The organism is Bariatricus sp. TF06-38A (assembly GCF_027690675.1).
In the GTDB taxonomy this organism is placed as follows: Bacteria; Bacillota; Clostridia; order Lachnospirales; family Lachnospiraceae; genus Allocoprococcus; species Allocoprococcus comes.
Genome location: NZ_JAQFCE010000001.1, coordinates 275,738 through 297,645, shown reverse-complemented (window position 1 = coordinate 297,645; position 21,908 = coordinate 275,738). Strand labels below are relative to the sequence as shown.

Here is a 21,908-nt window from a genome sequence, read left to right as displayed (position 1 = left end):
CTTTCCCACAAGCTTTTCTCTCCATTTTTTCAGGGTTTACATAATTACCATGATTACATTCCAAAAATATTCTTTTATTTTTATTTAACGCCTCCGAAAATTTTCCTGTAACATTTTTTAGTCAAATTTCTCTGTTATATCATCACAAAATGCCGGGCAACATTTTGTACTGTCCGGCATTTTTCTATCCTGTAGCAATTTATTTTCCAATCTCTTCTCTAGTCTCTTTAAAACATTTGATAATGAAATCAATATCTTCTTTTGTATGGCTCGCGCATACCTGTGTGCGGATTCTTGCTTTTCCTTTCGGTACAACCGGATAAGAGAATGCAACCACATATACCCCTTTTTCCATCATTTTCTTTGCATATTCTCCGGCAAGTCTTTCATCATAAAGCATAACCGGTACACATGGATGGGTTCCTTCGATGATATCAAATCCATTTTCTACCAGCTGCTTGCGGTAGTATGCGGTTACTTCTTCCAGATGGTCACGAAGCTCGGTGCTTTCTTCCAGCATATTGAACATCTCAATACTTGCTCCTGCGATTGCCGGTGCAAGAGAGTTGGAGAACAGGTACGGACGACTTCTCTGACGAAGCAGATCGATGATCTCTTTTCTTCCGGATGTATATCCACCGGAAGCCCCACCGAGTGCTTTTCCGAGTGTTCCTGTAATGATATCCACTCTTCCTTCTACGCCACAGTATTCGGAAGTTCCTCTGCCGTGTGCTCCTACAAATCCAACTGCATGGCTGTCATCCACCATAACCAGTGCGTTGTATTTATCAGCAAGATCACAGACACCTTTTAAGTTACAGATGATTCCATCCATTGAAAATACACCGTCTGTAGCGATCAGTTTGACTCTTGCTCCTGCTGCATCTGCAGCCTGAAGCTGTGCTTCCAGATCTTCCATGTTGTTATTTTTGTAGCGGTATCTTTTTGCCTTACAGAGACGAACTCCGTCAATGATGGAAGCATGGTTCAGTTCATCACTGATCACTGCATCCTCCGCAGTCAGGATTGTTTCAAACAGTCCACCATTTGCATCAAAGCAAGAAGAATATAAAATCGTATCATCTGTTCCCAGAAATCCGGAAATCTTCTTTTCCAGTTTTTTGTGAATGTCCTGTGTTCCGCAGATAAATCTGACAGAAGCAACCCCATATCCTTTTTCATCATAAGTTCTCTTCGCTGCATCGATCAGTCTCTGATTGTCCCCAAGTCCAAGATAGTTATTGGCACACATATTAAGAAGCTCTCTTCCGTCTTCCATTACAACCTTTGCGCCCTGCGGAGATACGAACGGTGCTTCCCCTTTGAAAAGACCATCTGCTTTGATCTGTTCTACTTCTTTTGTATAAATACTTAAAATATCATTTTTTCTTGCCATTTTATTCTCTCCTTCTTCTGCTTTTCCTAATCGTTAATATGTGCCCAGTCAAGGATCACCTTTCCTGACTGTCCTGAGATCATTGCCTCAAATCCTTTTTCATAATCGCGGATATCAAAATGGTGTGTGATGATCGGTGAAATATCAAGTCCCGCCTGGATCATCGTAGACATCTTGTACCAGGTATCCCATACTTTTCTTCCATAAATTCCGCGGATATTCAGCCCATTGAAGATCACTGTCTCAAGATCTACGGTTGCATCCTGTCTCTGCAATCCGAGAAGTGCGATCTTTCCACCATGTTTCATGTTATGGATCATATCAGAAAGTCCCGGCTGGCTTCCGGACATTTCAAGTCCGATATCAAAGCCTTCTGTCATTCCGATCTCATGCATCACATCCGTCAGTTTTTCCTGTGTCAGATTAACACATCTGGTCGCACCCATTTTTGCTGCCAGATCCAGACGGTACTGGTTCATATCCGTGATTACCACATGTCTTGCTCCTGCAAATTTTGCGATCGCCGCTGCCATGATCCCAATCGGCCCTGCACCTGTGATCAGCACATCTTCACCAAGCATGTCGTAAGATAATGCAGTATGGGTTGCATTTCCAAATGGATCAAAGATCGCATATAATTCTTCATCAATTGCCGGATTGCACGGCCATACATTTGAAGCGGGAATAACCAGATATTCTGCAAACGCACCGTTCCGGTTTACCCCAACGCCTTTGGCATCTTTGCAGTTCTCTTTGTGCCCTTCCAGACAGTTTCTGCATTTTCCACAAGTGATATGTCCTTCACCGGATACCAGATCGCCCACCTTGAATCCCTGTACACCTGCACCGACTTCTACAACTTCCCCGACATATTCATGTCCTGCGGTCAGTCCGATCGGAATAGTATGTTGTGCCCATTCATTCCACTGGTAAATATGTACATCGGTACCACAGATTGCATTTTTATGGATCTTGATCTTTACGTCATTTGGTCCTACTTCCGGAATCTGTACTCTTTTCAGCCAGAGTCCCTGTTCCGGTTTTTCCTTTACTAACGCCCACATTTTATTATCATTCATCTTCATTACCTCCGCATGACACATATGTCCGTTTAACGCGGACTTTTTATTATTTTTGTCTTTCTATACTTAGGATACCCTATTTTTCTTCTCTTTTCAATCTACTTTTCCGTGATGCACAAACATTTTACATATTCATGTTTTTGTAGCGGATACAAACACATGTGTCTTTCTATTGCAAGCACATTTATTATATATATACAAAAACAGACAGATAAATCTGTCTGTTTTTCACAATGCCCTACTGTCGATTTTCACAATTTCGTTCTGTTTATAACAATCTTTTTTCTTTCTGATGTACCCTTTTTCTCACAAAATAGAAGCACATAACCTGAAGTACAATAGTAAGGATCCATGACACCGGATAGGATACAAAAAGTACGGATAAAGATCTGTGGTTCGGAAAAATTCCAAATACCCACACAATTCTTGTTCCCACCGTTCCGATCACTGAAAGCACCATCGGGACTGCTGAATATCCCATTCCACGAAGCGCACCCGGAAACAAATCCATGATCCCACACAGAAAATAAGTGATCGATGTATACGCCAGGATTTCCATTCCGCAGTTGATAACCTTTGGATCTGAAGTATAAACTGTCAGAATCTGCGGTCCGAAGCTATAGGCAAGACCACCAAGCACTGCCGCGATCGATATAGACAGAATCGCACAGTCACGCAGCACCTTATCCATTCGTTTCAGCTTACCCACACCATAATTCTGACTGGTAAAACTCATACATGCCTGGGTGATCGAATTCACTGACATATAAAGGAACCCAAGTATATTGTTCGCTGCTGTATAGCCTGCCATCGCAATCGATCCAAATGAATTAACCGAAGACTGCAACAGTGCATTTGACAAATTGATGACCGTACTCTGGATTCCCGCCGGAACTCCCACCTGGAAAATCTGTTCCATGTAGGCACCATTGATCTTCAGTTTGGAGAAACGAAGCTGATAACTTCCTTCCGACCGGTACAGACAGGTCAGTACCAGCACACAGGAAATCAGCTGTGAAATAATTGTTCCAATTGCAACCCCGGCAACTCCCATATGAAAAAGAATAACCAGTATCATGTTCAGCGCGGCATTTGCAATTCCGGAAATGATCAGGAAGATCAATGGCCTTTTTGTATCACCGATCGCCCTTAAAATGGCCGCCCCATAGTTATATAACATAAAAAATGGCATTCCCATAAAATAGATCCGCATATATAAGGCAGACTGCCCGATCACATCATCCGGCGTTCCCATAATTTCAAGTGCCCACTTTGCAAGAAGCACCCCGATAACTGCCATCATAATTCCACTGATCAGCGCAAGTGTGATCGAAGTATGTACTGTTTCCGACATCTCCCGGTCTTTGCCCGCTGCATAAAATCTGGCTGCAAGAACATTGGCACCAAGTGAAATTCCGATAAACAGGTTCGTAAACACATTAATCAGTGCTGTTGTGGAGCCGACTGCAGCAAGTGCCTGACTCCCGGAGAATCTTCCTACCACGATGATATCCACTGCATTAAACGCAAGCTGCAGAATTCCGGAAACCATAAGCGGCAGTGAAAAAGAGATCAGCTTGTCCATGATGGAGCCGTTGCACATATCAATTTCAAACTTATTTTTTTTCACATTATTCACCCAGCCCTTCATCAAATGTAAGTCTCATCTGATTCCAGACCACGTTTCCATGTACTGATTCTGAGACACCTTCATTTTTGAATCCAAACCTGGCATAATAAGATAGCAGCCGGTCCTTGCAGGTAAGGACAAGTCCCTTTCTTCCCTGCTCTTTTGCATCTGTAATCGCTCTTTTGATCAATTCTCCTGCATATCCATGTTTCCGGTAAGACGGCAGCGTATTTACACCAAAAATCATCTGCCAGTCACCTTTTTCATCATGCATTTCCGCTTTTTCATACATTTCGTCTGTCAGATCTTCCTGATTCGTCACCATACCGTCCACGAAGGCGATCAACTTCTCTTCTTCAAACATCAGCCAGAAATGATCTTTATAAAAAGTAAGTCTCTTTTCAAATTCTTCTTCTGTTGCCGCTTCTGCTGCCGGGAAACACGCTGCCTCCACACGGGCAATTTCTTTCAGATCACTCAGATCTGCTGTTCTTATTCTCATCTTTACTCTCCCTCTTTTCCTAATATTTTCAGCATTTTTTCTACATTTTCGCTGGTCCATGCCGGAAATTCCAGTACCGCATCCGGGATATCCTGCCTTCCGGAATCCGGGTTGTGGAACCAGATACATTTCATACCGGCTGCTCTGGCAGCTCCTCCACCGTTAGTCGAATCCTCTACTACCAGACAGTCCTCCGGCTCCATTCCCAGTTTCTCTGCCGTTACAAGGAAAGTATCCGGTGCCGGTTTTGGATGCTCTACATAATCTCCACTCATGACCACTGTAAAATATTTCTCCATATCCAGAGACTTTAATGCATCTTTGATCGCATAAGCCGGAGAGGAAGACGCTACTGCAAGCAGATATCCTTCGTCTTTTAACTGCTTCAATGCTTCTTTAATTCCCGGCATCTCCGGAAATCCTTCTGCCTCTGTAATCTGCGCTTTTTTCTCTTTCATGAGCGCATTCATCTTATCCACATCATCAAAAACCGGCCCATAATTCTCATTGATCAAATCCATGAAGAATCCACGGGTAGAACCGATACACGGAAGGTAAACCTCATAGTCAAGATCGATTCCGTTCTTCTCTTTTAAAATTTCTTTCCAGCAACGATAGTGTAATGGTTCTGTGTTGATCAGAACACCGTCCATATCAAAAATAACTGCTTTCATACCTTTTTAGCCTCGATTAAATGATTTAAATTTTCTTTCCGTTCTTATTTTGAATGACGTTTTTAAAGATGTCAAGACGGAGAAGCTAAAAAGAGTGCGCATCTCCGGCACGTAGTGCCTTTTATTTCATAGGAAGTTTCTTCGGAATTCCCTATGAAATAAAAAGAGAGCGACTGTACGATTCAAAAAACGCACAGGCACTCCCTTTGGCTTTTATGGATTTTTCTTAAGGTCTCTGTCCCATTCCACCTTCTAAGGTGATCGTCTCTCCGTTCATATATTTGAAATCCGGTGATGCAAGCTGTACGCATGCACGTCCGATTTCTTTTTCTACATCTCCGTAATGTCCAGCCGGCGGCATCTTTACATTTGCCTTGAATGCTTCCGGATAAGCTTTCTGGAAATTCTCAAGCTGTGCTGTCCATGCGAGCGGGCATACGATATTGACATTGATTCCATCTGGTCCCCACTCTGTTGCAGCTACTCTGGAAAGTCCACGGATTCCTTCTTTTGCCGCTGCATATGCGCACTGTCCGTAATTTCCGAAAAGTCCGGCACCTGAAGCAAAGTTGATAACAGATCCCTTTGTCTCTTTCAGATACGGATAACATGCCTGCATATAATAGAATACCGCATATACGCCGGAATACATTGCCAGATTGAACTGGTCTGTTGTATGATCTGCGATCGTAACACCAGATGCGGATGCCTGTGCATTATTGATCAGGACATCAATTCTTCCGAATGTATCAATTGCCTGCTTTACTACGTTCTGTACTGTTGCTTCATTATCAGCCCCCGCGCTGACATCAGCCTGTACAGGTAATACTTTGATACCATAGAGTCTCTCCAGTTCTTCTTTGGCATCTTCGAGTTTCTTTACATTACGCCCGGTAATTACCAGATTCGCTCCTTCTTTTGCGTAAGCTGTTGCAATTCCATATCCAATAGATCCGCAGCTTCCATCACTTAATACAGCTCTTCCGCCGCCTGTGATAATTGCAGTCTTTCCTGTTAAAAATCCCATAATCAATTTCTCCTTCCTGCTGTCCTTCAACTAGCATACGATTATAATAGCAGAGTACAGGTCAGAATTCAATACTGAATTGTGTCTATTTTCTGACAATATAGTTAATTTTTTGATTATCGCAAAGACAGTTAGAATGCAAAAACCTCATTAAATAAGGGTTGTTTATTATATAGATACCAGGGGCAAAAGGTCAGAAAACCGATGCAAAACGCACGTAGCAATCTGGTATCAAAGGGGGCAAAATACCTTTTGACCCCAACATCTTATCTATCTACAACATATACAATAGTGCATTGCAGATACATGCAGCAATATTGCTGCCACCTTTTCTGCCTCTTGCCACGATATATGGTGTGTCTTTCAGTGAAAGGATTAACTCTTTAGACTGGACAACATTTACAAATCCTACAGGAACTCCGATGATGAGTTCTGGGGTTAATTTGCCATCCTGGATCAGTTCATAGAGTCTTACAAGGGCTGTCGGGGCATTTCCGATGGCAAAGATGATTTTTTTATCGAGGGTGGCTGCTTTTTCCATGCTTGCAACGGCACGCGTGGTTCCGTTCTTTTTGGCAGTTTCTGCTACATCTTCATCGGACATGAAGCAAAGAACTTCGCTTCCGTATTCTGCAAGCTTCCGTTTGTTGATACCTGCTTTTCCCATCTGGGTATCGGTTACAATGACTGCACCATTTCGGATAGCATCCAGCGCTTTTTCTACTGCACCTTCTGAAAACATCAGGTTCTTGGCATAATCAAAATCTGCGCTTGTATGGATACAGCGTTTGACGATCGGTTCTGTTCCGGGGATCAGATGCGTATCACCCAGTTCTTCTGTTATGATCTCAAAACTGCGTTTTTCTATTTCTGCAGGTTTTACATTTTCCAGTTCTATCTTCACTTGATATTTCCTCCTTTGATCGTCACACCGATCCCGCATACTACCCGGTCTACCTGATCTGAATTTGCCGCAAGTACGGTACAGATCCTTCCGGTCAGTTCCCTGTATCTGCGATCAAATGCGTCTACCGGAACCAGACCATAGCCGATCTCCTGTGTCACAATTACAATATCCGGACACTTTTTTGTTAGTTTCGATGCGAAATCAATTGCTTCTTTTTCCGACCAGTTTTCTTTTTTTATCATGCTCTGGATATATTTTTCAAAATGAAAGACTCCTTCTGCCTCAAAAATATTATCTCCTTCACATAGTTCCCCATCCGTCCAATGAATGTATGGGTTCTGCTTTTTTGCATACGCAAGCTTCCCCTGATATGCACCGCCGATTATCATTTTCATTTTTTTATATCTTTCCTTTCAACCGGAATTCCGTACACAACTTCTGTCACCAGATCTGCCCTCTCTCCCATCCGAAGATTTAGCTTTCCGAGAAGCTTCAGATATTCTTCCATCTCCGGATTATCTGTCATGCTGTCTGAAAATACTTCATTTGTAACAACTACCAGATCATCACTGACCTTCTGCAGCTTATGGATCCCCGCCAGAATGGACTCTTCTGCATTTTCACCTGCTCCTGACGGATCATACATTTCATTTGCCACAAGATTGGACATACATTCCAGGAGAACACTTCCTGTCTCTTTTGTCTGCAGGATTTCTGCAGCTTTTTTAAGATCCGTATAGCATTCGATTGTTTCAAACCCTTTGCCCGCACGAAGTTTTCTGTGACGTGCAATTTTCTCTTCCGTTTCCTTCCCGAAAGGTATCATAGTTGCTATATAGTAGCGTTTTTTGTTTCTTTTTGAATGGCTGGCATATTCCATAAGCTTCTGCTCTGCATATTCGGATTTACCACTTCCACTGCCACCTGTGATCAGATGAAACATTCTGCTGCATTTCCCTTCTCGATAATCTCATATATTTTCTTCATATCCATATTCTCACGAACTGCATTTGCAAGAATCTGATACTGCTTCTCTTTGTAAGCATGGTAGTCCATGGAGTGCATGGCTTCCTCGCCGTATCCTTTTTCTTCCAGAAGTGCCCCGATCAGTGCATCCGCTACTTCCCGGTCATCAAAAATCCCATGTACATAGCAGCCGTACACATTCTTCTTCTGCGCTCCGTCCCACCGGCTCTCACCTGTCACCTGATCACAGATCTGTACCATCATCTTATGATCTGCAGCATCTTTATCAGAAAAAATAGTTTTCCCCATATGGATCTCATATCCATCCAGCTTTGCACCGGACATTGCTTTTAAGATTCCGTTAACTTCTCCGAACCTTCCGGTAACACGGGTTCTTCTCTTGGTATTTTCAAATACAGTAACTGCAGGAAGCAGTCCCATTGCTTTTATGGTTCCACCACGTTCTACCCCTTCCGGATCAAGGATCTCTTCTCCAAGCATCTGGTAACCGCCACAGATACCAAATACCGGTTTCCCTGATGAGGCATGGCGCAGCACTTTCCCTTCCAGTCCGCTCTGACGAAGCCACAACAGGTCTTCCATCGTATTTTTACTTCCCGGCAGAATTACCAGATCTGGATTCCCGAAATCTCCTGCCTTTGACACATACCGAAGCGAAACTTCTTCCCTGCATTCCAGTACCGCAAAATCTGTGAAATTGGAAATACGCGGCAGACGGATCACTGCAATATCCAGAAGTGCCGCCTTTTCTTTCCGCTCAAACCTTTCTGACAGACTATCCTCATCATCAATATCCGCATAAATATATGGCATCACGCCACATACCGGTATCTTTGTCCGCTCCTCCAGCATCCTGATACCTGGCTCCAGAATTTTCACATCCCCGCGGAACTTATTGATCACCGTACCTTTGATCCTTGCCCGCTCTTTTTCTTCCAACAGCATAACCGTCCCGACGATCTGCGCAAACACACCACCACGGTCAATGTCTCCGGCAAGAAGAACCGGTGCATCCACCAGCTCAGCAAGTCCCATGTTGACAATATCATTCTGCTTAAGGTTTATTTCTGCCGGACTTCCCGCGCCTTCAATGACGATCACATCATACTTTTCTTCCAGTTTATGATAAGCTTCTAAAATAGCCGGAATATATTCTTTCTTTTTACGGAAATATTCCATCGCCGGCATGACTCCCGCAACTTCTCCGTTTACAATTACCTGACTTCCTACATCGGAGGTCGGTTTTAAAAGAATCGGGTTCATATAAACTTCCGGCCGGATCATAGCAGCTTCTGCCTGCATAACCTGTGCGCGTCCCATTTCCAGACCATCTGCCGTGATAAAAGAATTGAGTGCCATGTTCTGTGACTTAAATGGTGCAACCTTGATTCCATCTTCCTTTAAAACACGACAGAGCCCTCCCGCAAGAAGGCTCTTTCCGACATTTGACATGGTTCCCTGAATCATAATCGACTTTGCCATATTAAAATTCTCCCTGACCTGCATAGAGAATTTCTCCCAGCGCATCGATCAGTTTCTGGTTGTCTCCTCTCTGCCGCATACAAACACGATAATATCCTTCTCCGAGACCTTTGTAATTGCTGCAATCCCGAACCAGGATCTTCTGTTTTTTCAGTTTCTCATATAAATTTATACCGCTTCGCATCAGAATGAAATTGGCATCTGACGGATAATGGGTAATTCCAAGCTTGTCTAATTCATTTTCCATCCAGATTCTTTCACGGTTCGTAAAATCACAGGTCCGTTTCACACGCATCCGCTCTTTTAAAGATGCCATGCCTGCCGCCTGTGCCGGTATCGATACGCTCCATGGCTGTCTGGACTGTTCCATCTTCTCCAGAAATTCCATATCCGAAGTAACGGCATACCCGATACGGATTCCCGGAATCGCGTGCATCTTAGTCAGTGAACGGAGGATAAATAACGTTCTCCATCTCTTAGTATCTGCAAGAATGGATGCCGTAGCTGCATTTTCCGCGAAATCAATAAAACATTCATCCAATACCATCCGGATTCCGTAAGTCTCGCATCTTGCAAGAATCTTCCAAAGCATACTCCGGTCGATCAGCTTTCCGGTCGGATTATCCGGTGAACACAAAAATACCATATCAATATCTTCATTCAGAAGATCCAGAAAATCTTCTTCCAGTTGAAAACCAGTCGCTTCTCTTTTCTTATAATAACAGATCTCGCACCCGGTCGCACGCAGTGCCTGTTCATATTCCGCAAATGCAGGAACCGGTATCAGCGCTTTCCTTGGGCAGTCCGCAAGTACTGCCGTAAAAATCAGATCTGCCGCCCCATTTCCACAGATAATATGCTCAGCCGGAACTTCCAGTCTTTTCGCCAGAGCACTTTTCAGTTTCCTGCAGCTGGCATCCGGATAATTTCCAATTTGGTCTATTGACTTTCTTGCCGCTTCCACTACAGCTCTTCCAGGTCCGAACGGATTCAGATTCACAGAAAAATCTGTCATTCCTTTGTGTGTATAAATATCTCCACCATGTACATATTCCATAACCTTTTATTCCCCTTACATCAGTATCATACAATATTTCAGTAATCCAAAGACAAGAAGTGTCAGAAGTGCTGTTCCGTCCATCAGATTACCGGCTCTTAAAATATCTTCCGGCTCGATAGGACGCACATCATCTCCGATTGTCTCTTTCGGATATAATTTTCCAAAATAATAGGCATCTCCCGCAAGCTGCACCTGAAGTGCACCTGCACATACCGCTTCTGTCTGCGCGGAATTCGGGCTGGCATGCTTTCGCCTGTCTCTTTTCCAGACTGCCCACGCCCTTTTATAATCCATCCGGAAGATCCATGCACTTGCGATCATCAGAAGTGCTGATATCCTGGACGGAATATAATTCCATACATCATCCATTTTAGCCGCAAACCGACCAAAATGTAAATACTTTTCATTCTTATATCCTACCATAGAATCCATTGTATTAACAGCCTTATAAAAAAAACCAAGTGGTGCCCCACCGATCAACATAAAAATGAGCGGTGCGATCACTCCGTCCGATGTATTTTCGGCTACCGTTTCTACCGCTGCCTTTGTCACTCCGGCCTCAGAAAGATTTCCGGTATCTCTCCCCACGATCATCGATACCGCATGTCTTGCCCCCTCCAGATTGTGGTTTACGAGCCGTACATAAACCTTCCTGCTTTCATCTTTCAGGCATTTTCCGGCAAGAAGCTGATAACACCAGAAAGTTTCCAGTGCAAATTGAAGCCAGAAGCTGACCTTTCCGGCAAGATACAAAAGTCCCCACGGAATTCCGACCGATGCGATCACCACACAAAACCATAAAACACATCCTGCGATTCTTTCTTTTTTCTCATCATTTTTACAAAATACGCGCAGCCACTTTTCCAGTATCGAAATCCAGTTTCCAATGATCCGTACCGGGTGGTAAAGCCATACCGGATCCCCGAAAATCGCATCCAGCGCCATTCCTGCTATACATGCCATCAAAGAACTCATATTTCCTCAATCTCCTCAAACTGTCTCTTTCCCTGCTGCCATTTTTCTTCCTCAATTTGAAAATGAAAACCTTTTCCGTTTTTCACCTGCCAGTGATAAAATTCTTTCTTTTCCGGATCAAATGCTTCCATCACCGACATGATCGTCCCCCCATGAACCACAAAGGCAATCTTCTTTCTTTTTCCCTTTATCATCTTTTCCATCATCTGTTCAAATCCGCAGACACACCGTTTCCGGAACTCCATCGGATCTTCTCCTCCCGGAAATGCCTTTGTACCTCCAGAATCAATCCAGCTCTGATACTTTGGATTCCCAGTCAGCTCCTGATAATTCTTCCCCTCAAAAAGGCCAAAATCACATTCCCGCATCTGCTCACAGACAACCTGCTCTGCTCCCGGAAAAAGAATCTCTGCCGTCTGCCTGCACCTCCTGAGCGGACTGACAATCACAAGCTCCGGCTTCCACTCCTCACGTCCATTTTCTTCTTTTTTCAGAGTATGCTCCAGAACGAACTCTGCCTTTATTTCTTCATCTGTCACCCCAATATACCGCTTCTCCAAATTCCCTTCCGTCGCAAAATGCCGAATCAGCTCGATTTCCATCTTCTATACATCTCCTCTTCCTTTCTCTGCTTTTCATTTGATTCCCTGCTTTTCATTTGATTCCCTGCACAATCAATCCCCCAACTAATAATGCCAGCTCACAAATCTGCAGAAAGTATCCCGCCAGATCCCCGGTAACACCTCCAAACTGTTTCCTGCTCATCCGGTAATAATATCCAAATACTACTCCTGCAATTATAAGAAGTACCACCATACCAACCGGCGAACAGAAATACAAATATACTGCCGCCAGGACCAGGTATACAATCATTGTGATCCTTACTGCCTTTTTCTGTGCTCCATCCTGGAAAGTCTTTACAAGACCGCTTCCTCTTGCTGCCGGAAATGTCACTACAGCAATCCCACTGAGCGCTCTTGAAATTACATATCCTGCTGCTACTACCGGAAGCATCTCCGTCCGGATTTCACTCCATACGCCAAGGCTTACGGTAAAATAACAGCAGATTCCGATGACCGCAAAAGCACCGTTATGCGAATCTTTCAGGATTTCCAGTTTCTTTTCTTTATCTCCCCAGGATCCAAGTGCATCCATCGTATCCATAAATCCATCCAGATGGATCCCTCCACTTACAAAAACCGGTATCAATGTCATAACCGCAGCAAACATCAGTCTTCCACTGTTTACTTTCGGAAAAATATTTCCATCAAGAAACATTCCTGCCAGATAAATGAGTACTCCGGTCACAACACCGATCAGCGGAAAGAAACACATCGTATATTTCATATTTTCCTTGTTCCACTCAATGCGCGGCATCGGTATTTTTGAATACATAGAAAACGCAACGATCATCGGTTCTAAAAATTTCATCTTTCGTCCTTCCCATCCAGTACTTCATACTGCTCTACGTGAATATCATCAAAAGTTCCCATTTTACGGTACACCTGAAGTCCCATCTCAAGAAGCGGCATCGCTGCCACTGCTCCTGTTCCTTCCCCCAGACACATGCCACATGTAAGAAATGGTTTTTTTTCTAAAGCATCTAAAATCTTTCTTGACGCAGGTTCATCAGACAAATGGGATGGTAAAATATATCCTGCACATTCCGGAACCATCCGTACCGCCACAAGTGCAGCCACTGCAGAAATAAAGCCATCTATCAGCACCGGAATCCGGTAGATTGCCCCACCAAGATATACACCTGCAAGTCCTGCTATGTCAAGTCCTCCAACCTTGGAAAGTACATCGATCGCATCTGTCTTATCCGGCTGCATCCGCTCAACCGCTTCCCGGATGACCTGTACCTTCTTTCGCAGACCTTTTTTCGTCAGACCTGCCCCCTTTCCTGTCATGACCTTCGGATCCTCTCCGAGCAATACAGAGGCAACCGCACTGCTGGTCGTTGTATTTCCAATCCCCATTTCACCTGTCGCAAGAATTTCGTATCCCGCTTCGGCACACTTCTTTACCATCTGAATTCCAACTTCTATCGCCTCAACTGCCTCTTCTCTTGTCATCGCCGCTTCTTTTGCAAAATTGTGTGTGCCATACATCACTTTGTATTCTTTCTTTGTCACAGACGGCACATCTGTTGCCATTCCTACATCCACCGGGAAAAGATCTACCTTTGCCTCTTCTGCCATGATGCAGACGCTTGTCTCTCCTCTTGTAAAATTATCCGCCACGATTGCCGTTACTTCCTGGCCGGTCTGTGTCACGCCTTTTTCTACCACACCGTTGTCCGCGCACATAATGATCAGCCCGCGCTTTCGCAGTTCAAAATCTGAAGTCCCCTTAATCCCGGCAATCTGGATCACCGCATCCTCCAGACTTCCCAGACTAAACAGCGGCTTCCCTACCGTCATCCAGTGAGCCCGCGCCTCTTCCATTGCATTTTCATCAAGTGGTTTTATTTTCTCTTTCCATCTGGTCTCTTCCATCTGTAAGTCTAATCTCCTGTCTTTTCGATTTGTCTTTGTCAGCTTTTTACTTGCTTCTGTAGGTTCTACACGCTTCTACAAAGCGTTTGGCCACTTTAGGGTTGGAATAAAAGTATAAATGCGGAAATCCCGCAAACAGATTCCCCTTCATATGAACAGCCTGCCATTTTCTCACACCATCCGGCTTTACGGCAAGTGTATCTTCTCCGTTTTCCGTAGAATCCCAATAATGGAACTCATGCGCCCGGATCTTCTCTCCCTTTTTCATATACACTCCGTTCATTTCCGCAGTCAGCTCAATGTATCCGAATCTGGTAAGTCGCCCTTTTTTGATCCCTTTTCCCGGAAGTGCCCCCACCATCGGATAGTGCTTTCCATCTTCCCCTTCCAGCTCTTCTGTCAAATATAGAAATCCTCCACATTCCGCAATACATGGAATTCCATTTTCAATCTTCTTTCTTACATCTTTTCGCATAGCTCTGTTTTCTGCCAGATGTTTCGCACAAAGTTCCGGATATCCACCACCAAATAAAAGTCCGTCTAAATGTTCCGGAAGCCTTGTATCCTCCAAAGGACTAAACGGAATGATCTCACATCCAAGCTCTTTTAAAAGCTCCATATTATCCTTATAATAGAAACAAAAGGCCAAGTCACGCGCTACGCCGATACGCACTTTTCGTCCGGCTGCTTCCTGTTTTGCCTTCACCGGATGATACTCCATTTCTTTTGCTTCCCAGGCAATTTTCAGCACCGATTCCATATCAAGTGTCTCTGTCAGAATCTCTGCTGCCCGGTCAATCTGTTTTTTCAGGTTCCCTATTTCCTCCGGAAGCATCAGTCCCAGATGCCGACTCTCCAGATGAAAAGCATCCTCCTCCGGCACATAACCAACCACCTGAACCTGGAATCCCATTGTCTGCAATCCCTCTTCGATCATCTTCTTCATCTTCGGATACAGCATCGGGGAAATCCGGTTCAGAATGATTCCCCGGATATTACTGTCATTCCGGTATTCAATCATTCCCTTCAATACTGCCAGGATTGTCGATGCCATACCTCTTGCCGGAACAACCAGGATTACCGGAAGTCCCAGGGTTCTCGCAACGTCATAAGTACTTGCCTGATCCGAATCCAGACTGATCCCGTCATAGTACCCCATCACACCTTCTGTCACCACAAGCTCCGCACCTTCCGCATGATGCATAAACCGCTCTTTCAAGCGCTCCCGGTCACAAAAATACAGATCCAGGTTCTCGGAATCAATTCCCAGCACCTCCCGGTGAAACATAGGATCAATATAATCCGGTCCGCATTTGCAGGCGCGTACCTTCTTTCCGGCATTTTTAAATGCTTTCATCATTGCCATTGTCACCGCTGTCTTTCCACTCCCACTGGCAGATGCCGCGATTACAATTCCGGGAATTTTCATTCTGTATCTCCTCCGTCTGAAATAATATAAATCGGATTTAACCCGGTCATCATGTGATATCTTCCAAGTTTCTTTGACTTTGCCACATTCAGTTGTATGATTTCCGGATCTGCAAGCAGTCCTTCCTCCATCGCCTCCATCGCTTCCTTCACGGTTTCCAGCGAAATTGCATTGATCACGATACGGACGTCCGGATTTTTTTTCTTTATGCACTGAATAATTTCTTTTAACTGTCCTGTACTGCCTCCGATAAAAGCATGGGTCGGCATTTCCAGTGCTTCCAGTGCTTCCGGTGCAACTCCTTCTATAACCTGAATCTGGTCTGCCCGGAATTTCTGCATATTCTTCCTGATCAGTTCTGCACCCTCCGGATTCTTCTCTATTGCATAAACGCGGAGATTCTCTCCCTGAAGAGCAGCCTCTATAGACACTGAACCGGTTCCGGCCCCCACATCATATATTACTGCATTCTTTGTAAGCTTCAATTTTGCAATGCTGACTGTCCGCACTTCCTCCTTCGTCATCGGAACACTTCCACGGATCAGCTCCTCATCTGCAAGATGAATTCCTGTTCTCTTTTCCGGCTTTGGATTCTCGATCAGAATAGTGGTAAGATCACCAAAATCTTCTGCCTGAAGCTCGTTTCCTTTTTTGATTACAATCTCTTCATCCGGATAAGACAAATGATTTCCAACCGAAACGGTTACTTGTTCCAGATGATAATATTTCAGTTTTTCGCAGATCTCTTTTCCCGCACTTTTCCCAAGGATCAGAAATGTCTTTTCATGGTTTGCAACTACATGGATAAAATTCTGACTTCTTCCATGCATGCTGAGAATCTTCGCATCCTCCCAGCTTTTTCCAAGCTTTGCCGCAAGATAGATTACAGATGAAATCCCCGGAAAAATCCGTACTTCATATCCGTCTTTTTTCAGAATATCCGCCAGCTTTTTTGCCCCGCTGTAAAATCCGGTATCCCCGGAAAACAGCACCGTACATCTGGTCTTTTCCTCCTGCTCATCCAGGATTGCTCTGATTTTTTCCGGCAGATACTCTGCATAGCAGCATTTCTTTTTTTCCCGGAATCCTTCCAGCATCCGCGTAGCTCCGATCAGCACATCACTTTCCGCAATGATCTTTCTGACCTCTTCCGTAAGCGTTCCTTTGCTTCCCATCCCGATCCCGGCAAGATTTACCTGGCATTTTCGGTTTTCCACAGTTATTCCTCCAATCGATAGCCTCTCGGTGTCACCATTTTCCCATCCACATTTCTCGTCTGGCTGTTGCCGATATAAACGGTTGTAAACATATCGACCTCCGTATCCTTCAGCTCAGAAAGTGTCAGAATATGTGCATCTTCGCCTTCACGTCCGATGTTCCGCACATAACCGCAGACTGTATCCGGGCTCTGGTACTCCAGGATATACTCGCATGCCTTTTTCAGGTAATCTGCCCGTTTCCGGCTGGACGGATTATACAGACAGATCACAAAATCCGCCATCGCAGCTCCGCGAATCCTCTTTTCAATCTTCTCCCACGGTGTCAGAAGATCACTCAGACTGATCACTGCAAAATCATGCATCAGAGGTGCACCAAGAACTGCCGCACCGCCATTTGCCGCCGTGATCCCCGGCACGACCTCCAGCTCCACCTCCGGGTAGCCCTGTCCCATCTCATAGAGCAGACCTGCCATTCCGTAAATTCCGGCATCCCCACTGCATACCATAGCTACCGTACTTCCTTTCATCGCCTCATCCATTGCCATCTCACAGCGGATCACTTCCTGCCGCATTGGTGTGGAAAGGTACTTTTTATCCGGAAACCTTTCCCGTATCAGTCCCGTATATACGGTATACCCGATAATAACCTCACTTTTTTCCAGTGCCGTGGACGCCTGGTATGTCATTTCTTTCTCAGCACCCGGTCCAAGACCGATTACATAGACTTTTCCAATTTTACACATTTCCTGCACCTTCTTTTCCTTTGCCCTGCCTGAACTCTGTTGTAAACTCCGGATGATATAAAAGTGACCGTTCATACTCTCCGCCAAGCACCTCACCAACCACGATCAGTGCTGTCTTTGTAATTCCATTCTCCTTTGCTGTCACCGCAAGATCTTTCACCTTACATCTGCACACCTTTTCATCCTCCCAGGTTGCCTTGTAGACGATCGCTGCCGGAGTCTCCGGCTGATAACCGCCTTCGATCAGACGCTTCGACAGTTCTTCCAGCATCCCGGTACTTAAAAAGATTACCATCGTTGCCTGGTGCGCAGCGAAACTTTCAATGGATTCTTTTTCCGGAACCGGTGTTCTTCCTGCCATCCGTGTGATCACCACAGACTGTGAAATCCCGGGAAGAGTATATTCTGCATTCAGTGCAGATGCCGCTCCGCAAAAGGAGCTGACTCCCGGGCACACTTTATAAGAAATATTCTCCTTTTCCAGCAGATCCATCTGCTCTTTGATCGCACCATACAGACACGGATCACCCGTATGCAGCCGGACAACTTTTTTCTCCTGCTTCTCTCCGGAAATCATCACTTCCATCACTTCTTCCAGCGTCATCTTCGCACTGTTGTAGATCTGACAGTCCTTCTGACAATTCTTAAGAAGCTCCGGATTTACCAGTGAACCGGCATACACCACTATATCTGCTTCCTCCAAAAGCTTCTGCCCCCGTACTGTGATCAGATCCACAGCACCGCTTCCTGCTCCAACAAAATGAATCATTTTTCTTTCTCCTTTGCTATTACAATCGAAAAATATCCCACATCTTCCGGTATTTCTTCTGTGCATTTGTAAATTTTTTCTCCATCCATTCCGCAGTTCATTACCATTTTCGCCTGCTGTCCTTCCTCTTTCAGAACAGCTTTGACCTGCGCCATTTTTTTCCCGGTCTTCATAAGAACCTTCGTCCCCGGAAGCTTCAACTTTTCTTCAATTCCATAGGACACCGGAAGAACATGCAGCTCGTGCCGGTTCTCCACAAGCGAGATCTCCAGCCTTGCTGCCGCAGCACAAAAAGACGGAATCCCGGAAAAAATCTCCCCCTGATATCCCATCTTTTTCAGTCTTTTATAAATATAAATTCCTGTCGAATACACGGTCGGATCTCCAATCGTCAGAAAAACCAGATTCTTTCCTTTCTCCAGAAGCTCTGACGCCTTTCTTGCACCTGCATCGTGTATCTCTTTCAGCAGCTTTTTTCCCTTGATCATTGGCATGGGAAGATACAGCCGCAGCTTCTTTTTCGTCTCCGGCTCTGCCTCACACGCAATCCGATATGCCAGACATTCTTTTGCAAATGTCTCTTCTTCCCCCTCTTCCAGTTCCGGTTTCTTTAACTCCGGACTGCCAATTGGAAGTACCAATACCTGACACGCCTTAATCGCACGAATTGTCTTTATCGTCATCAGTTCCGGATCTCCCGGACCTACACCCGCAAGGTCAAATCTTCCTGCCATTTTTTGTCATACCTTTCTACCTATCCGATCTTTTCCCTCAGTTTGTCCACAAGAGATGTCTTCCCAAGAACCCCGAGTTCATCCGAAAACATCAGCGCCCCGACCTTCATCTTCTCGCCGGCACGCTTCGCCAAATGATACTCGATCTTCTCCATCACGGTCCGCATCGTCTCTTCCAAAAGTCCTCTTTCTTCCAGAATGTCCAATGCTTCCTTCGTCGTAAAACACTTCATCAGAGCACAGACTGTCTCACGGTCTGCCCCTGCCATTGCCGCATGGACGGCAAGCACTTCCATTCTTGCATCTGCCTGTCTGGAATGGGTATTCATTACACCTGCAGCGATCTTGACCAGCTTTCCGATATGTCCTACAAGCAGCAGTCCGTCCATCTTCAGCCGCACGCCGTCATCAATCGCATCCCCGATATAATTGCTGCATTTCACCGCAAGCTCCTGGTCGTACCCAAGTGTCTGCCTTAAAAAATCATTTCCATAATTTCCCGGTGTCAAATAACAATACCGGTGACCTTCATCACGAAGCATCTTCATTTCCAGGAAAATAGTCTGCGTCAGTGCCTGTTCACTCATCGGTTCTACGATTCCTGAGGTTCCGAGTACCGAAATCCCACCTTCGATCCCAAGTCTTGGATTAAACGTTTTCTTCGCGATCTCCACGCCCTGCGGAACATAGATCAGAACGTCCGCGCCACCATCCCAGTCATATTTCTCAATCTGGCTTTGCACCGCTTCCCGGATCATCTGCCGCGGAACCTTATTGATCGCCGCTTCCCCGGCTTCCTGCTCCAGCACCTTCCGGGTGAACCGCCCTACTCCGATCCCACCATCTAAGGTCATTCCTTTTTCCCTTTTTTTCGTGACCTTGGCGTAAACGAAGATCCCGTTCGTCACATCCGGGTCATCTCCGCTGTCCTTCTGAATGGCACAGCTGACAGATTCATTTTCTCTTTGGATCTTTTCTACTTCCAGATACAGTTCGATCCCTTTCGGCGTCATAAGAGATACCTGGCGGATTTCCTCCCCGGAAAAGAGCATTGCCGCTGCCGCCTTTGCTGCTGCCGCAGCACAGCTTCCTGTTGTGTATCCACACCGCAGTTCTTTTTGATTTTTCCACACGACCTGCATCTTGTCCATTTCCATTTCGTCTCCTTAGTATTCGATGCCTTTCCTTGCCCGGATTCCTTTTTCAAAAGGATGCCGTACCATCTTTACTTCCGAAATATAATCTGCCAGCTCCAGAAGCTCATCTGACGGATCCCGTCCGGTCAGAACCACTTCCAGATTGTCCGGTCTGTCTTTTAAGAACTGCACCGCCTCTTTATTCGGGATCAGTCCATACCGGTATGCCGCCATAAATTCATCAATCACAAGCATATCATAATCCCCTGTACTGATTTTCCCCCGGATCGTATTCCACAGCCTGCCATACATCTCTCGGACTTCTTCCTGTTCCTTTTCGGAAAGTGTCTTAAAAAATCCATAGCTTTTTTTCAGATGAAGTACCTCGATCTCCGGGATCCGATCCAGGATCTTCAATTCTCCCGAAAATTCATTTTTTAAAAAACGGGCAAACAGAACCCGCATACCACTTCCAGCTGCGCGAACTGCAAGCCCCGTTGCCGCCGTCGTCTTTCCTTTTCCATCTCCACAGTAAATGTGCAAAAGTCTATTTTTCATATGATTCCAGCTTTCCCATTTCTTCTGCAAATACAAGCAGTTCTTTTATCTTCTGGTTGGTTGTCCCAATCACAATTCCTGCATTTATCACCTTTTTACACTGCCTGATCATCTGCTTTGCCCGTTCAAATGCACGGTCGCTTACCGGTTCAAATGGCTCTTCTTCGATTACACTGACTGCCAGATGTTCTGCCAGATGATAGTCAATATCATTAGTATACAGGATTCCTGCCGAAAATGGAATCTTTGCTTTCTGAAGGTTCCGGTAAACAGGGATTCCACTGCCTCCGGAAGAGATCACAAATACTTCTGCCTCTCCCTCTGCCTTTGCAAGCTCCACACTTCCGAACACAGGATCAAAATGCCCGTTGTCGATCTCATAAAGTTTCTGGATAAAATCTTCTTTAAAAATCGCCTCCGGCTCTCCATAACCGAAAATTGTATCTCCTTTAACGCACAGGATCTTATCCGAGATCTTCTGCGCCAGATCGATCTCATGAAGTGACATAATGACCGTGATCTGCTTTTCTTTCGCCATATTTTTCAAAATAGTAAGCAACTCCAGCTTATAACGGATATCCAGAAAAGAAGTGGGTTCATCCAGGATCAGTACCTCCGGTTCCTGGCAGATCGCTCTTGCCAGAAGGATCCGCTGTCTCTGCCCGTCACTGATCGCCTCAAAACTTTTTTCTGCGTATTCTGTTGCATGGACAATTTCCAGTGCTTCCTGTGTCTTTTTCTCATCTTCTCGCGTTAATATCCCGAGCCGTCCTGTATAAGGATACCGCCCTGCTGCTACGACCTCATAGCAGGTCATCAGCTCCGGCTTTGCCCGCTGTGTCAGCACCACTGCCATCTTCGTTGCAAGCTCTTTGTAAGATAAGTCTTTCAGATTCTTTTCACCGATCGTCACCTTACCTCCAATGAGCGTAAGCTGTTTGGTAATACTTTTTAAAATCGTAGATTTCCCGGAACCGTTTGGTCCAATCAGTGTCAATATCTCACCTTTTTTAATCTCTGTACAGATATCATGGATCAGTACATTTCCATGATATCCGACAGAAAGATCTTTCATCTGAAAATAGTTCTCACTCAT

At 45.0% G+C, this 21,908-nt stretch carries 23 protein-coding genes; all 23 read right to left on the bottom strand.

What is annotated here, in order from left to right; genetic code table 11:
• Nucleotides 1-199: 199 nt before the first annotated feature.
• The 23 genes from PG418_RS01445 to PG418_RS01335 all read right to left on the bottom strand — a co-directional run bounded on the left by PG418_RS01445 (nt 200) and on the right by PG418_RS01335 (nt 21,908).
• Complete coding sequence (locus PG418_RS01445; RefSeq protein ID WP_022220729.1) at nt 200-1,396, bottom strand: glycine C-acetyltransferase; 1,197 nt, start codon at nt 1,394-1,396, stop codon at nt 200-202.
• A 26-nt stretch (nt 1,397-1,422) separates the two neighbouring features.
• Entirely contained in the window at nt 1,423-2,475 is a 1,053-nt protein-coding gene (gene tdh / locus PG418_RS01440) for an L-threonine 3-dehydrogenase (RefSeq protein ID WP_022220730.1), read from the bottom strand.
• 271 nt (nt 2,476-2,746) lie between these two features.
• Nucleotides 2,747-4,129, bottom strand: coding sequence for an MATE family efflux transporter (locus tag PG418_RS01435; protein ID WP_055246562.1), 1,383 nt, complete (start codon nt 4,127-4,129; stop codon nt 2,747-2,749).
• Entirely contained in the window at nt 4,110-4,610 is a 501-nt protein-coding gene (locus tag PG418_RS01430; protein WP_055246559.1) for a GNAT family N-acetyltransferase, read from the bottom strand. The genes PG418_RS01435 and PG418_RS01430 overlap by 20 nt, the downstream gene beginning before the upstream one ends.
• 2 nt (nt 4,611-4,612) lie before the next feature.
• Nucleotides 4,613-5,284: an HAD family hydrolase gene (locus tag PG418_RS01425; RefSeq protein WP_008371759.1), complete on the bottom strand. Its 672-nt coding sequence runs from the start codon at nt 5,282-5,284 to the stop codon at nt 4,613-4,615.
• Nucleotides 5,285-5,510: 226 nt separating this feature from the next.
• Nucleotides 5,511-6,311, bottom strand: coding sequence for an SDR family NAD(P)-dependent oxidoreductase (locus PG418_RS01420; protein WP_044998928.1), 801 nt, complete (start codon nt 6,309-6,311; stop codon nt 5,511-5,513).
• A gap of 274 nt (nt 6,312-6,585) precedes the next feature.
• Nucleotides 6,586-7,215, bottom strand: coding sequence for a precorrin-8X methylmutase (locus PG418_RS01415; RefSeq protein ID WP_022220732.1), 630 nt, complete (start codon nt 7,213-7,215; stop codon nt 6,586-6,588).
• Nucleotides 7,212-7,613 (bottom strand): bifunctional adenosylcobinamide kinase/adenosylcobinamide-phosphate guanylyltransferase, encoded by a 402-nt coding sequence (locus PG418_RS01410; protein WP_008371768.1) that lies wholly within the window; start codon nt 7,611-7,613, stop codon nt 7,212-7,214. The genes PG418_RS01415 and PG418_RS01410 overlap by 4 nt, the downstream gene beginning before the upstream one ends.
• Complete coding sequence (locus PG418_RS01405) at nt 7,610-8,161, bottom strand: bifunctional adenosylcobinamide kinase/adenosylcobinamide-phosphate guanylyltransferase (protein WP_008371769.1); 552 nt, start codon at nt 8,159-8,161, stop codon at nt 7,610-7,612. Before PG418_RS01405 ends, PG418_RS01410 begins: the two co-directional genes overlap by 4 nt.
• The gene (locus tag PG418_RS01400) at nt 8,149-9,687 is read right to left on the bottom strand and encodes a cobyric acid synthase (protein WP_173686689.1); all 1,539 of its coding nucleotides are present in this window, start codon (nt 9,685-9,687) and stop codon (nt 8,149-8,151) included. Before PG418_RS01400 ends, PG418_RS01405 begins: the two co-directional genes overlap by 13 nt.
• 1 nt (nt 9,688) lies before the next feature.
• Nucleotides 9,689-10,744, bottom strand: a complete 1,056-nt coding sequence (locus tag PG418_RS01395) for a pyridoxal phosphate-dependent aminotransferase (RefSeq protein WP_008371775.1) — start codon at nt 10,742-10,744, stop codon at nt 9,689-9,691.
• 15 nt (nt 10,745-10,759) lie between these two features.
• A complete protein-coding gene (cbiB, locus tag PG418_RS01390; protein ID WP_055157977.1) occupies nt 10,760-11,722 on the bottom strand; it encodes an adenosylcobinamide-phosphate synthase CbiB in 963 nt (320 codons plus the stop codon).
• Nucleotides 11,719-12,324 carry a histidine phosphatase family protein gene (locus PG418_RS01385; RefSeq protein ID WP_022220734.1) on the bottom strand — a complete coding sequence of 202 codons (606 nt, stop codon included), beginning with the start codon at nt 12,322-12,324 and terminating at the stop codon, nt 11,719-11,721. Before PG418_RS01385 ends, cbiB begins: the two co-directional genes overlap by 4 nt.
• A gap of 52 nt (nt 12,325-12,376) precedes the next feature.
• Nucleotides 12,377-13,153 (bottom strand): adenosylcobinamide-GDP ribazoletransferase, encoded by a 777-nt coding sequence (locus tag PG418_RS01380; RefSeq protein ID WP_195508750.1) that lies wholly within the window; start codon nt 13,151-13,153, stop codon nt 12,377-12,379.
• Complete coding sequence (gene cobT, locus PG418_RS01375; RefSeq protein ID WP_498836958.1) at nt 13,150-14,223, bottom strand: nicotinate-nucleotide--dimethylbenzimidazole phosphoribosyltransferase; 1,074 nt, start codon at nt 14,221-14,223, stop codon at nt 13,150-13,152. The genes PG418_RS01380 and cobT overlap by 4 nt, the downstream gene beginning before the upstream one ends.
• Before the next feature lie 46 nt (nt 14,224-14,269).
• Complete coding sequence (locus PG418_RS01370; protein ID WP_498836957.1) at nt 14,270-15,652, bottom strand: cobyrinic acid a,c-diamide synthase CobB; 1,383 nt, start codon at nt 15,650-15,652, stop codon at nt 14,270-14,272.
• The gene (cbiE, locus tag PG418_RS01365) at nt 15,649-16,869 is read right to left on the bottom strand and encodes a precorrin-6y C5,15-methyltransferase (decarboxylating) subunit CbiE (protein WP_498836956.1); all 1,221 of its coding nucleotides are present in this window, start codon (nt 16,867-16,869) and stop codon (nt 15,649-15,651) included. The genes PG418_RS01370 and cbiE overlap by 4 nt, the downstream gene beginning before the upstream one ends.
• A gap of 2 nt (nt 16,870-16,871) precedes the next feature.
• Nucleotides 16,872-17,606: a precorrin-3B C(17)-methyltransferase gene (cobJ, locus tag PG418_RS01360; protein ID WP_055157995.1), complete on the bottom strand. Its 735-nt coding sequence runs from the start codon at nt 17,604-17,606 to the stop codon at nt 16,872-16,874.
• A gap of 1 nt (nt 17,607) precedes the next feature.
• The gene (cobM, locus tag PG418_RS01355) at nt 17,608-18,384 is read right to left on the bottom strand and encodes a precorrin-4 C(11)-methyltransferase (protein WP_173686691.1); all 777 of its coding nucleotides are present in this window, start codon (nt 18,382-18,384) and stop codon (nt 17,608-17,610) included.
• On the bottom strand, nt 18,381-19,118 hold the full coding sequence (locus PG418_RS01350; protein ID WP_498836955.1) for a precorrin-2 C(20)-methyltransferase: 738 nt from the start codon (nt 19,116-19,118) through the stop codon (nt 18,381-18,383). The genes cobM and PG418_RS01350 overlap by 4 nt, the downstream gene beginning before the upstream one ends.
• Nucleotides 19,119-19,138: 20 nt before the next feature.
• A complete protein-coding gene (gene cbiD / locus PG418_RS01345; RefSeq protein ID WP_118217530.1) occupies nt 19,139-20,275 on the bottom strand; it encodes a cobalt-precorrin-5B (C(1))-methyltransferase CbiD in 1,137 nt (378 codons plus the stop codon).
• Nucleotides 20,276-20,284: 9 nt separating this feature from the next.
• The gene (locus PG418_RS01340) at nt 20,285-20,812 is read right to left on the bottom strand and encodes a cob(I)yrinic acid a,c-diamide adenosyltransferase (protein WP_270222886.1); all 528 of its coding nucleotides are present in this window, start codon (nt 20,810-20,812) and stop codon (nt 20,285-20,287) included.
• Nucleotides 20,802-21,908 carry an ABC transporter ATP-binding protein gene (locus PG418_RS01335; RefSeq protein WP_173699452.1) on the bottom strand — a complete coding sequence of 369 codons (1,107 nt, stop codon included), beginning with the start codon at nt 21,906-21,908 and terminating at the stop codon, nt 20,802-20,804. The genes PG418_RS01340 and PG418_RS01335 overlap by 11 nt, the downstream gene beginning before the upstream one ends.